The following is a 13,084-nucleotide window of genomic DNA, read 5'->3' as shown; positions in this document are numbered from 1 at the left end:
GGCGTTTCAGATTGAAAAACAGCAGCTGAGGAATGCTGCAGTTTGGAGTGACATCCAGTCACTCCAAACTGTGGGACAGCAGTGACCCCGGGGTGCTTTTATTGCCCGTATCGCACCACACTGATTCCATGAGTTGCAGGGTTATACGTGCTTTTGCTCAGGTATTAACCACAATGCGATAAATACGTAAGACCTTAGTTTTAAACTGCGACTAAAGTTGGCCGCCCGGCTATCGCTTCTGTTTTCAGCGCCGATTATTGTGCGCCCCGCCTAGAAAACATAAAGAATATAAGGAAAATTTTATGCAGTTTAACGTCCGCCCTGACGGCGCTGAGCAGCCATACTGGCCAGCGGGTCCTTTCAAAATTCGTCTGCCGTTTATCCATTATCGTTGGGAATGGCCAGAGGCCATGCAGGCGATGGTTATGTTTGTGGTGAGCCTGGCGATGATTCCATTGCTGGAAAAATACCTCGGTATGCCCTACGAAGCGGCGCTGGCGTTTACCTTTATTGCTGGTATTGGTTATTTATTACCAGCGCTGCTGGGCGTTCCTCTGGTTCCCGGCTGGATCACACCCGCGATTCCTGTGGTTATTCTGTTCCTCAGTGGTTACGAACCGGGGCCTGATGCCATCAAGGCAATGTTTGCTCTGCAGATTGAAGTGACGATTATTTTCCTGATTCTCGGCCTGACCGGTTGGGGTGCCAAGCTGGTTAAAGTCATTCCGAACTCGCTGAAAGCCGGCATTATCATCGGTGCGGGTATTGCTGCCATGATGGGTGAGCTGAAAACCGGTGGCCGCGTTGATAACACCCCGATTTCTCTGATCGTTGGTGCCATCATTTCTGCTTATGTTCTGTTTTCTCTGTCGTTTAAAAACGTGATCGAGCAGTCTGCTATTGCTCGCAAAATCGCAAACTTCGGTATGGTGCCGGGTATGATCATTGCCATGATCGTTGGCTGGATTGTTGGCGAGTATCCGCTGCCAGACATTCAGTGGGGTATTACGCAACCAGACTTCGGACTGATGGCTGAGTATCTGGTATTTAATCTGGGCTTCCCGGGCTGGGACGTATTTCTGCTGGCAATTCCTACGGCATTAATCGCTTATGTTATCGCGTTTGGCGATATTATCGTTGGCTTTACCCTGTGCGAGCGTGTTGATCAGGTTCGTAAGGATGAGCTGATTGAAACCAACGTTGACCGGGTTCATACCGTCACTGCAATCCGTAACGCTATTCATGCCTTCTTTGCACCGTGGCCGGGCCTGGCTGGACCACTGTGGACGGCGGCTCACGCGACCGTAGCAGAGCGTTATGCCATGGGCCGTAAAGCCATGGACTCTATTTACAGCGGCGGTGGCACCTTCTGGATCATGGGTATGATCGCTGTATTCATTCTGCCACTGGTCAGTATCTTTAAGCCGGTACTGCCAATTGCACTGTCACTGACGCTGATTCTGACGGCCTATATCTGCATCATGGTGGGTATGGAGCAGCTTAAAAATCCGACCGAACGTGGTGTTGCTGGTATTGTTGCGGTAACGCTGGCCATGCCAGATCCGAAATCGACTGTATATGCCGTGGTGATTGGTGTGGTGTTGTACTTCCTGATCGAGCGTCCGCGCCTGATGGGTAAGCACAAAACAGAAGATGAATTTATGTTTGCTGACCCGCAGGATGAGTCAGTGAAGTAAATATCGATAAAAAAGCCCGGCGATGCCGGGCTTTTTTATACTCACATCAGTTCGTATTCTATTAATACATTCCAGTCACTATCGGCATCCGGGGTGTTCAGAATGCGAATTTTGGCATAGTTACCGTCGAGCATTCTGACAACATACACATGTCCCTTCACCAGTGCCGGTGCGGCAGACGACTCATCAGCTTCTGTATTGAAATCATCTTTTGTCGGCCATGCTGTCGGTAGCGAAGTAACTTGCGCCAGGGAATTCGCGCCCATATCCGCCACGTACGAATATTCCGTTGATTCATAGTTAGCACGTAACCATACACCGTCACCCCAGCTAACGCCGGCGTCGTAGGTTCCGGTCGGGCTCCAGCCGATGGTCGCAACGTCGTGTGTGTCTTCCAGTGGGTAGACGATGCCGTCACTGAGGTTCATGCCCGAATGCCCCAATACTGTGATGGTTGCACCGTCTGGAGTGAAGTCACCGTCCTGCTTTACGTAGTACTCATCCAGCGTAATATGATCCGGATAGGTGTTGGCATCATTGCTGGTCGCAATCAGGTGGTTACCATTAGCTGTTGCATAGCCCGAGTAATGGGTTTCTGTTGTGCCATTGCTGACCGCAAGTTGCTGAAGTGTCAGCCCGGTATCGGCACCGGTAAAGGTCTCACCCAGGGTTAAACTCAGCTCCTGGCGGTCGCTGCTGATGAGCAGTGTGCAGCTGGCATCACTGTAGGTGTTTTCCTCAAAGACAAAGCTGCCGTCATTGATGGTGAGAACATCCCGTTCGTAGGTGCTGCTGTCGGTATCCGGAAAGTATTCACCATAGCGGCAAGAGGGCGACAACCATGTGCCGTTATACAGAGTCGCCAGAAGAGCCGGACGAGCCTCCGCAGCCAATCAGTACGGTGCTGGCGATAGCTGATGTCAGTGCAGTCTGTAACCTCATAACCATTTCTCCTGTGTGGTCTTTATTTCATCATGGCAAACACAAAGTGAAAGGTATTGATCGGCATCAACTTGCTTTGCGGCTGGGGTTGCCGCTATCAGGGAAATATTCGCAGAATCGGTTCTTCGCCCGGAAAGTCCGGTACCAGCCAGATCTGCTCAAAGGGGTTTTCGGGAATCGTCAGATGGGGAATAACCTGACGGAAATCCTTGCAGGACCATAATGGGCTTGCGTTGCGGATGATCAGCCAGCACCGTTCAGAACGGTAGTGTTTACGTGCTTTGCTTTCCAGAATCCGGCAAAGAGCGGCGTGAAGTCTTGCACCGCTGTCCATCGAGCTCAGCTCAGTCAGAAACGCCCACAGATGTTCGTCTCCCTGATAGTCACTGTGCGCTTCATGATGAGAGGAGGAGGCGATGCGGGCTTCCTGGTCACTGGCATACAGGTGAGCGATTTCCAGATCCAGAGGCTCGCCGTCCAGATAACAGGATATATCCGGCTTCGCAGGCTGGTTGTGCCAGATGTGACGCATGCTCTTGTGAAAGCGTTGTTCGTACGCGCGCATAAACAGTCGTGCGGCGTCGCGTTCCAGCCGGCGTTTTATACTTTCTGACTGACTCAGTGGGGCGCCCTGATCGTCGTGATAAATATCTGAAGTCAATATTCATCCTTATGGCTTATGCCGTGATGGAATAATTGCATCGCGCAGCTATTCGATGATGATATGACTTTTAATAATGTTCTGTCACTTACGTCCCCTGATTGGATAACACGACAGTTAGCCGCTAAGGTTAATAGCTGCGACGTTGATGTGACAGATCCAGGGTAATGCTTCTGAACCTTTGAATCAGGACGTAGTGACACAGAGACAGAATCATGGACAGCGAACTATTTGAATATGCAGATTCACCACCAGATGAACCGGTCCTTGCTGCAGAAGACTGGATAATTCTGAGTGTTGAAGATGACCCCACTTTTCAGGCGACTATTTGTCACGCATTAAAAGACTGTCAGCATGACGGTCGGCCGGTCACGGTACTGACCGCATCGTCTGCTCAGGAAGCGGTGGAAACGCTCAGTACCACAGATAATATTGCTCTGATTCTGCTCGACGTTGTGATGGAAGCCGACGATGCTGGTCTGCGTCTGGTGAAATCGGTTCGCGATGTTCTCGGCGATAATTGTATGCGCATTGTGTTGCTGACTGGTGAGCCGGGTATGGCACCGCAGGCAGAGGTTATGGCCCAGTACGATATTGATGAATACTGGAGCAAGTCCGACATTTCCCAGGAAAAATTAATCGGAGTCGTCAACAGTAATCTGCGTACCTGGAACTTCATGAATGAACTGCGCAGAGCAAGAACCGGACTCCAGCTTATTCTCGATGCCTCACGCAGTCTTTACAGTAAGCACAGTCTTACAGAATTTTCCCATGGCGTACTGAAGAGTATCTCTGACATTATCGGGCTTACTCGCGGTGGCATTGTATGCGGAGTGCTGTTACCTGCAAGAACACCAATTGACGCTGCTGTGCTTGCAAGTACCGGCGTGTATGCCGATAAACATATAGACCATATCCGAGATTCCGAACTGGTACGTTTTCAGAAGGGCATTGATACCGCAATAGGCGATGGCGCGCATTATTTCGGGGCGGATTTTACCGTACTGTTTTTTGCGACTCATGAAATTGACGGGTCGGGTTATATCGTTATCGTTGATAGTGCGATTCGTTTGTCGGAATTCCACATTAATCTGCTTAAGGTCTTCAGTGAAAATGTCCGTTCAGGGTTTGCCAATGTTGCTCTGATTAACCGGGTTTCTTCCCTTGCGTACTATGATGAGAAACTGGGTATTCTCAACCGTAATGGACTGTTGCGCGAACTTGGGAATATGTCTCGTTCTGAACGCAGCAATGCTTTATTACTGTTGTTTTCGATTGACGACTTTCAGACCATGATGATCGCCTTTGGCGAACAGTACTGCGACAACCTTCTGATCAGTCTTGTTGAAGAGATGTCTGAGCGTTTACCTGAAACGCTGGTCCTGAGTACACGCGCTCCCGGCAGCTTTGCAGTCATATGTGACGCACACCTAAAGGCCGATCTGGAGCAACTGATCAGTCGGCGTATGATCATGATTCAGCTGCGTGGTGCGCTGCATCACTTGCGCCTGACCTATGCCCTGACCGAATTAAAGTACCTTGAAGAAGCGGGTGCTCAGGAAGTGCTGTATCTGGCAGAATCAGTGCTGTCTGATGCGCTGGGTAAAGGCGCGCCGTTTATGCAATACCAGGATAATTATCGCAGCCTGGTAACCTCCAGCTATCTCATGCTGCAGGAAGTGCAGCGTGCCATTGTTAATGACGAATTTACTATTCATCTGCAACCAAAGGTTCGCCTGCATGATGCCAGTGTTGTCGGCTTCGAGGCATTGGTTCGCTGGCAGCAGGCCGATGGCAGTTATATTCCCCCTGATATGTTTATACCGCTGGCAGAAGCTTCCGGGCTGATATCTGAGCTGGACCGCCAGGTCATGCTTAAAACTCTGGACGCGATCAATGTACTCAAGGCGTCGGGTTATGCGTTACCGGTTGCATTTAATGCCGCGGTAGCGGATCTCGAAAGTCCAGACTACGTCGACAACGTCTTCTCTGCCATGAGCGACAGAAAGGTGGATGCGCAGCTGCTGGATATCGAAATTACGGAATCCAGTGCCATGCGCGACTATGAAACCCACGAAGCCTCGTTGCGGCGTTTAATCAGCAAGGGGGTCAGCGTGAGTATCGATGATTTCGGAACAGGATATTCATCGCTGGCGCACGTTGCCCGTCTGGCGGCGACCACACTGAAAATAGATCGCTCTTTTGTGCAGGGGCTGGAAACATCCGACAGTGACCGTCATGTGGTGGAAATGGTCGCCCGGCTGGGACGAAGTTTCGGTTACTCGGTTGTCGCTGAAGGCGTCGAAACGGATGCCCAGCGCCGTATGTTGCTGGATGCTGGCTGTCATATCGGTCAGGGCTACTTTTACGCACGCCCTATGCCGCTTCAGATTGCCATCGAATGGCTTAAGGACCAGGAGGTGGCGGCTAAATGAGTCAGGATCCTGTTGTAAATCGTCTGCGTCAGCGTTTATTTCTGATCGTTGCCTTCGTACTCGCTGTCAGTGTTTTCGGTGGATGGCTGGTGCAGCGAGAGATGATTGCCCAGGGAAAACGTCAGCTTGTTGAAGATCAGGAAGCATTACTGGTAACGCTGGCGAGCCAGTTCAGTCGTGAAATCGGCGATGTGCAACGCATTCTGAACATTGTACTGAACGACAGCCATATTCGTGCTTTCGTTGCATCGGGTAAGCGCAGTGACGACGAGCCTGAAAACAGCCTCAGGGAGCTGGTACTGGCCTGGGGGAATATTCTGCAGCTGCGCTGGCTGGATGATTCTGGTCAGGAGCGCCTGCGCATGGATCACGGTATTGGCGGCAGGCAGCCTGTTCTGGTGCCGGAAACAGAGCTGCAGAACAAGGCACAACGATACTATTTCATCGACGGTATTTCGGCACCGGAAGATCAGCTTTATGTTTCCAGAATAGACCTGAACGTCGAGCGTGGAGCCATTGTCACGCCTTATCAGCCAACGTTGCGGGCTTCAGTCAGAACTGGCGACGCCAGCGGCTTACGACCTGGCTTGTTTATTGTTAACTACGATCTGCGGGATTTATTTGCATCGTTGCGGAAGCTGGAGACAGATGAGATTCAGCTGATGCTTGTGGATGAAGACGGATATTTCCTGATGCATCCGCAGCGAGTCTATGAATGGGGGCGCGACACCGGTAACAAGGGTCATACCTTTGCTGCTCTGGATGAAACTGCCTGGCGACAACTGAATGAGCGCAACGTTATTAACGGACTTGATACTGCGCAAGGGATTTTGTCGTCACAGAAAGTGAATGTTGATGATGCAGGTAATCGCGCACTTTATTTTGTTGTGCGCACTCCCAATGAGGCGTTTTTGGGAATCGAACAATCCGCTTACTTCTGGGGAGGCTTGTCGGCTCTGCTGATTGCGCTGATCGGTTTCGCTGCAGCGTTCTACGATCAGCGCAATCTGGTGTTGCAGAATTCACTTACCCGTAAACTTCAGGATGAAAAACGGGCTTTACGACAAACTAATAAAAAACTGGATGAAAATATTAACAGTCTGAAACTGATGCAGGATGAGCTGGTAGAAAGCCGCAAGTTATCTGCACTGGGGATGATGGTGGCGGGGGTGGCGCACGAATTGAACACGCCGGTCGGAGGTGCGCTGATTGTAACCTCAGGACTTGAAGGTGATCTCAGAACGTTGAATCGCAATATCGGTCAGGGACTGACCCGTCAGGCACTGGATGACTACACAGAATCAGCTGCAGTTTCACTGAACTTACTGAATCGTAATCTGAAAAAAGCGAAGGATGTTGTCGATAGCTTTAAACGCCTTGCTGTAGATCGTTCGGGTGAAGAACTGATTTCCTTTCAGCTGGCACAGGTCGTTGAAGACGTTGTGCTGTCAATGCAGCCTTTGATTAAGAACTCTGCTATCAGCATCAGTCGGGATATTACCGTACGTGATGAACTGATTGGCTATCCGGGCGTGTTGTCACAGATTGTTCAGAACCTGCTGATTAATTCGATCAATCACGCATTTTTTCTGCAGGAAAGTAAAAGTGTAGAGATTCTCGCCGAAGCGGCTGAGGGCAATAAAATACGCCTGGTATTTCAGGATAATGGCAAAGGGGTAGAGGAGGAGGCGCTGGCGCGTTTATTCGACCCGTTTGTTACCTCAGCAAGAGGAAGTGGCTCCAGTGGCCTTGGGCTGCACCTTGTGCATCAGTGGGTGACCGGTGTAATGCATGGGTCTGTTAAGGCAGAAAACAGAGAAACAGGCGGTTTACGCTTTGTTATTCTGTTTCCTGCCAGAATTCAGGTTTAAATTCAGACTTTACGTACTTTAATCGCTTTGCCTTTAATTCTGGATTTCTGCAGATGCTGCAGTGCTTGTGTGGCAACAGGGCGAGCGACGGCTACGTAAGCAACGAAATCCAGTACGTCGATTTTTCCGACGGACTTCCCATCAATACCGCCTGCTGACGTCAGCGCGCCAAGAATGTCACCCGGACGAAGTTTATTTTTACGGCCGGAGCCAATACATAGACTGACCGTTTCCGGGCGCAAAGGTGGAGTGGTTACATCCGCCAGCTCTGCTGCATCAATCAGCGGAATATCTTTCTGCTGTTTTTCTTCGATGGCTTCACGTTTATAAGCTTCGCTTTCCGTGGTCAGGCTGATGGCAATGCCGTCTTTACCAGCACGGCCGGTGCGGCCAATACGGTGCGTGTACACGTCGCTGTCGCGTGGTAAGTCGAAGTTCACGACCAACGGCAGGTCGTCGACATCCAGGCCGCGAGCGGCAACATCTGTAGCGACCAGACAGTTGGAAGAGCCCTGACGGAACTGCACGTAAATCTGATCACGTTCCTTTTGGTCGAGGTCACCGTGCAGGCCATGAGCGATGTAACCCTGTTCACGCAACGCGGCGGTGACATCCATCACGACTTGTTTGGTGTTGCAGAAGATGACGCTCTGGCGCACCGGGAAGGTCGCCAGTGCTTTGGCCAGTGTTGCTTCTTTTTCGCCACGGCCGCACAGGTAAAAACGCTGATCAATGCTGTTGGTTGTATGCAGGCTTTCAACACTGACGGTTTGCGGGTTGTTCTGCAGCTCGTGGCTCAGCTTTTCGATGTCATCGGGATAAGTAGCAGAGAACAGCAGGGTCTGACGGGTGTTCGGCGTGTAGGTGGCGATACGATGAATATCGTCGGTGAAGCCCATATCCAGCATCCGGTCGGCTTCATCCAGCACCAGAGTTTCCAACTGGTCGATGACCAGGGTTTCTTTACGCAGATGGTCGCAGATACGACCCGGTGTACCGACAACGACGTGAGCGCCATGTTCCAGTGAGCCGATCTGCGGGCCAATAGACACGCCGCCGGTAAGTACCACAATTTTGATATTGGGCTGGTAGCGCGCCAGTTTACGCAGCTCTTCTGCCACCTGAGTACTGAGCTCGCGGGTAGGGCAAAGCACCAGCGCCTGTACGCCGAAGAAGCGCGGATTCAGTTTATTCAGTAACGGAATACCGAAGGCGGCTGTTTTACCGCTGCCGGTTTTGGCCTGGGCACGTACGTCACGGCCCGCCAGAGCCAGTGGCAGTGACTGCGCCTGAATCTCGGTCATTTGCTTATAACCCAGACGTTCCAGATTGCTCAGTTGGTCTTTGTGCATCCCTTTCAGGTTGCTGAACAGATTATTGCTCATACGCTGGTTTTCCGGCTCAGTACCACACCCGTTTCGATGTGATGGGTGTATGGGAACTGATCGAACAGCGCGAACTGTTCGATATCGTGAGTTTCGGTCAGTACTGCGAGGTTAGCGTGCAGTGTGTCCGGATTACAGGAAATATAGATGATGTTGTCGTAAGCCTGTACCTGGCGAACGGATTCGTCATCCAGACCTGCACGTGGTGGATCGACCAGCACGGTGCGGAAATCGTAGGTAGTGAGGTCAACGTCCTGCAAGCGGGTAAAAGTACGCTCGCCACGCAATGCCTGGACAAACTCTTCGCTGGAAAGGCGGGCAATAATCAGATTATCTAACTGGTTGTCGGCAATATTGATCTGCGCGGCATTCACCGAGGTCTTGGAGATTTCGGTGGCCAGCACACGGCGGAATTTTTCAGCCATCGCCACTGAGAAATTGCCATTGCCACAGTAAAGTTCGAGCAGGTCACTGTCTCCGGTTCGGGCAGTGATCTGATCAGCTGCTGCGCGGGCCCAGCTCAGCATCTGCTGATTCATGTCGCCGTTGGGTTGCGTAAAGCCACCTTCAATCTGGCGGTAGTGATACTGGTTGCCATCGACGTTCAGTGTTTCGTTGACCCAATCGCGTTCCAGAATCAGCTTTTGTTTCTTGGAGCGGCCAACAATCGGAAAACCGAGTTCCGCCTGCAGTTTAATGGCTTCCTGTTGCCATTCTTCTTCAAGGCGTTTGTGGTAAATCAGCGTAATCAGTGCGTCGCCGCTCATGGTGGTCAGAAACTCCACCTGAAACAGCTTACGGCGCAGCAGTTCATTGTCCTGAATACTGTTCAGCAGACGCTGCATCAGGTTGTTGATCAGCACAGAAGCAATCGGAAAATCCTGCACCTCGTACACTTTGCTCTTGTCGCCGGGCTCGAACATGGCGAAAAAACACCGGTCGGCCTCGTGCCATAAACGGAATTCGGCACGCAGACGGAAGTTCTGAGGTTTGCTTGGGTGCACCTGAAGTGCGGGAGGCTGGTAGTCGGCAAATTGCTGGCGCAGACGCTCGGCCTTCTCGTCCAGCAGGGTCTGATACGACTGTGGAGACACCTGATGCTGATAGATTTCGCGCTGTTGCATGCTGACGACCATTACTGATTTTAAAGGGCGGCTATTATACGGATTGGCGGCCGGAGTGCATCAGCCACCGGATTTTGACGGACGCGGTGGCATGATTGCCCCGGGACAAGGGTAAAAGTGTCCATTAAAATGGAACGATCTATTGCATTGGCGTGTTCATGTTCCGTCAGGTCGGCCAATGTCTTTGTCTATGCTGAAGATAATCTCAGTTACACGATGGTCGGTTGCCCTTATATGAGCCCCGTCCGCACAGTCAGACAACAAAGTGAAGCCTTATGAGTGACGTACTGCAGGAGCTGATGGAGCTCCTTAAACTGGAATCCATCGGAGTTAACCGTTTCCGTGGCCGCAGCCAGGATCTGGGTTTTCGTAACCTGTTCGGCGGTCAGGTGCTGGGGCAGAGCTTATCAGCCGCCATTCAGACACTGAATCACGGCGACTGGAACCCGCATTCACTGCATGCGTATTTTTTGCGTCCAGGCACGGTACAGGACAGCGTTGAGTTCGAAGTGGATGTGGTGCGCGATGGACGTACTTTTGCTACCCGTCAGGTAACAGCAAGCCAGAATGGAAAAGCGATTCTGACCATGATGTGCTCTTTTCAGCATCCGGAAGAGGGCTTCGAGCATATGGCGGATATGCCGTCTGTTGCGGGGCCCGAAGGTATTCCGTCGCAGGTCGATCTGGCGCGCAAATTCCGCGACTTTTTCCCGGAGAGGGTGCGCGACATTTACACCGCCGACAAGCCGATTGAGATGCGGGTAATTGATCCGGTCAATATTTTTGCGCCACAGAAAAAAGAGCCGCTGAAGCATGTGTGGATGCGAGCCGACGCGCCGATGCCTGATGATCCACACGTTCACAGCACCATGCTGGCCTATGCCACCGATTTCAATCTGATCCCGACGGCGTTGCACCCACATGCGGTATCTGTTGGTCAGAAAGGCATGCAGGTAGCCAGTCTCGACCATTCCGTATGGTTCCATCGTCCATTCCGCATGGACGAGTGGTTGCTGTATGCCATTGACAGTCCGAACGGCAGCGGTGGGCGCGGTTTGTGTCGCGGTCAGATATTCAATCAGCAGGGCGTGCTGGTGGCATCGGTGGCTCAGGAAGGTCTGATTCGCCAGGTGGTCAGCGACGAAGGCAAGGGTGACTGAAGTGACACATCTGTTTCGTACACTGAAGATGTTCCTTTCTCGTCCATGGAGTAAAGGCCTGACGGTAGAAAGCCGCTTTGTTACCCGTTTCCGCGTGATGCCATGGGATTGCGACCTGAATCTGCATCTGACCAATTCCCGTTATCCGGTGTGGCTGGATCTGGCTCGTACAGAGTTTTTTCTGGCCATTGGCGCCGGCAAGTTATTTACGCATAAAGGCTGGCGCTCGGTACTTGCCAGTCAGACCATTACTTTTGTGCGGGAAATTAAACCACTGGCGGAAGTGGAGCTGGAAAGTCGGGTGCTGCACTGGGACCGCAAATACTTCTATATGGAGCATCGCTTCGTGGTGGATGGGCGTCTGCACGCTAAAACGCTGGCTCGCATTGCGATTTTGCGCGGTGGTCGTGTTCGCTCGCTGGGCAGAATGCTGGAGGCCATTGCTGAGTTTCATCGCCGCCCGGACTCTATTCCTGAGCCGCCACCACCTCCGGCCGAAGTACTGGCCAAGATTGAATTGCTTACGGCAAAGCGCCAGGCGGAAGAATTTCGCCCGGGGAGCTGACGCTCACAGCAGAAAGTCGGCGACCCGTATCTTCCACAGAGCCGGGTCGACCGCGCGTACAATTTCATCCTGCGCTGTCGGGCGCGACAGGTCGATGACTTCCGGACGGATAAACTGTTTCAGTCGGGCGTGATAAACGGTTTTTACAATCGGTGTGCGCTGATGGCTTTCTGAGGCCTCGATGACAACCGCCAGACGTTCGCTTTTCAGTTGCACCAGTGTTCCGACAGGGTAGATGCCCATCGAGCGGATAAAACGATGCACCAGCACCTCATCGAGATGGCTTCCGCTCCATTCCAGTAATTTTTTCAGTGCCGCAGTCGGTGACATTCCCTTGTGGTAGACGCGGTCGGCGGTGATGGCGTCGTAAACGTCGGCAATTGCGCACATTTTGCCTTCGCGGCAGATATCGCAGTCGTGCAGGCCATCCGGATAACCGGAACCATCAATACGCTCGTGATGTTGTGCAGCAACGAGTATGGTCAGGTCACTGATGCCGGGGGTTTGCTTCAGCAGTTCGCGGCTGAACACAACATGCTGGCGCATGACCTGAAACTCATCGTCATTCAACTTGCCGGGTTTGTGCAGCACAGTGTCCGGAATCATGACTTTGCCAATGTCGTGCAGCATGGCTCCGAGCACGGCCTGATGCATGGTTTGCCGGTCTATTTTCAGGCTGCGGGCAAAAATCCCCATTAATACCGCCAGATTGATGGAGTGCTCCAGCAGGTAATTGTCTTTCTCGCGAATTCTTCCCAATGCTGCCAGTGCGTTATGGTTACGCAGTACTGAATCGACCATGCCATCGGCCAGCTGGTCGAAGGCGTCAACATCCAGCGCACGGCCGAGCTTTACGTCTTTCAGGACGTTACTGACCAGGCCTCTTGCTTCTGTGTGGAGTTTCTGAGCTTTGCGAAGCTCTTCCTGCACGCTGACGGAGGCCTGCTGGTCGGGTTTCTGCTCTGCTGCCCGCAGCAGGGATTCTTCGTTTTGCCGGTCTACTTCAACCGCAGTCAGGGCGTCCTCGGTATCGAGCCCGCGCTCGGTATCGATGTACACCTCTGTGATACCACGCTTCCTGATCTCACTGATGGTCGCAAGGTCGCCGATACGACCTTCTTTGTTGTAGGTGTGGTGGGGAATCCAGTCGCAGTTCAGGTCCGAGACATACATGCCCGGTTTCAGTTCGTTGACGGATATTTTCTTGATCATGGTAGAAATACATCTGGGAGTCCTTTCCAGTA

General features: G+C 52.1%; 10 protein-coding genes. 5 read left to right on the top strand and 5 right to left on the bottom strand.

All coding sequences use genetic code 11. The features are described from left to right. Positions 1-302: 302 nt before the first annotated feature. Positions 303-1,697 (top strand): solute carrier family 23 protein, encoded by a 1,395-nt coding sequence (locus tag I9W95_RS16950; RefSeq protein WP_225677043.1) that lies wholly within the window; start codon positions 303-305, stop codon positions 1,695-1,697. A gap of 41 nt (positions 1,698-1,738) precedes the next feature. Here the strand turns inward: I9W95_RS16950 and I9W95_RS16945 are convergent, their stop codons facing one another. Beyond that, on the bottom strand, positions 1,739-2,590 hold the full coding sequence (locus I9W95_RS16945) for a hypothetical protein (protein ID WP_225677041.1): 852 nt from the start codon (positions 2,588-2,590) through the stop codon (positions 1,739-1,741). A gap of 146 nt (positions 2,591-2,736) precedes the next feature. Beyond that, entirely contained in the window at positions 2,737-3,300 is a 564-nt protein-coding gene (locus I9W95_RS16940) for a hypothetical protein (protein WP_225677039.1), read from the bottom strand. Between the two features lie 215 nt (positions 3,301-3,515). Here I9W95_RS16940 and I9W95_RS16935 point away from each other — a divergent pair, with 215 nt between their 5' ends. Continuing rightward, on the top strand, positions 3,516-5,735 hold the full coding sequence (locus I9W95_RS16935) for an EAL domain-containing protein (RefSeq protein ID WP_225677037.1): 2,220 nt from the start codon (positions 3,516-3,518) through the stop codon (positions 5,733-5,735). Further along, complete coding sequence (locus tag I9W95_RS16930) at positions 5,732-7,606, top strand: sensor histidine kinase (protein WP_225677035.1); 1,875 nt, start codon at positions 5,732-5,734, stop codon at positions 7,604-7,606. The genes I9W95_RS16935 and I9W95_RS16930 overlap by 4 nt, the downstream gene beginning before the upstream one ends. Positions 7,607-7,608: 2 nt before the next feature. Here I9W95_RS16930 and dbpA read toward each other — a convergent pair whose 3' ends face one another. After that, entirely contained in the window at positions 7,609-8,991 is a 1,383-nt protein-coding gene (gene dbpA, locus I9W95_RS16925) for an ATP-dependent RNA helicase DbpA (protein WP_225677033.1), read from the bottom strand. Then, positions 8,988-10,115 carry a tRNA (uridine(54)-C5)-methyltransferase TrmA gene (gene trmA / locus I9W95_RS16920; RefSeq protein WP_225677031.1) on the bottom strand — a complete coding sequence of 376 codons (1,128 nt, stop codon included), beginning with the start codon at positions 10,113-10,115 and terminating at the stop codon, positions 8,988-8,990. Before trmA ends, dbpA begins: the two co-directional genes overlap by 4 nt. Before the next feature lie 275 nt (positions 10,116-10,390). On the opposite strand from trmA, the gene I9W95_RS16915 reads away from it, so the two are divergent. Continuing rightward, positions 10,391-11,275, top strand: a complete 885-nt coding sequence (locus I9W95_RS16915) for an acyl-CoA thioesterase (RefSeq protein WP_225677030.1) — start codon at positions 10,391-10,393, stop codon at positions 11,273-11,275. Position 11,276: 1 nt separating this feature from the next. Beyond that, complete coding sequence (locus I9W95_RS16910; protein WP_225677028.1) at positions 11,277-11,840, top strand: acyl-CoA thioesterase; 564 nt, start codon at positions 11,277-11,279, stop codon at positions 11,838-11,840. A gap of 3 nt (positions 11,841-11,843) precedes the next feature. On the opposite strand, the gene I9W95_RS18440 is transcribed toward I9W95_RS16910, so the two are convergent. Beyond that, entirely contained in the window at positions 11,844-13,052 is a 1,209-nt protein-coding gene (locus I9W95_RS18440) for an HD-GYP domain-containing protein (protein ID WP_263866251.1), read from the bottom strand. Between the last annotated feature and the right edge of the window lie 32 nt (positions 13,053-13,084).

Origin of the sequence: Thalassolituus marinus (assembly GCF_020320395.1) — a bacterium.
Lineage (GTDB): Bacteria > Pseudomonadota > Gammaproteobacteria > Pseudomonadales > Oceanobacteraceae > Venatoribacter > Venatoribacter marinus.
Note: the sequence above shows the minus strand (reverse complement) of the source record. Positions and strands in the feature narration are given on the sequence as shown.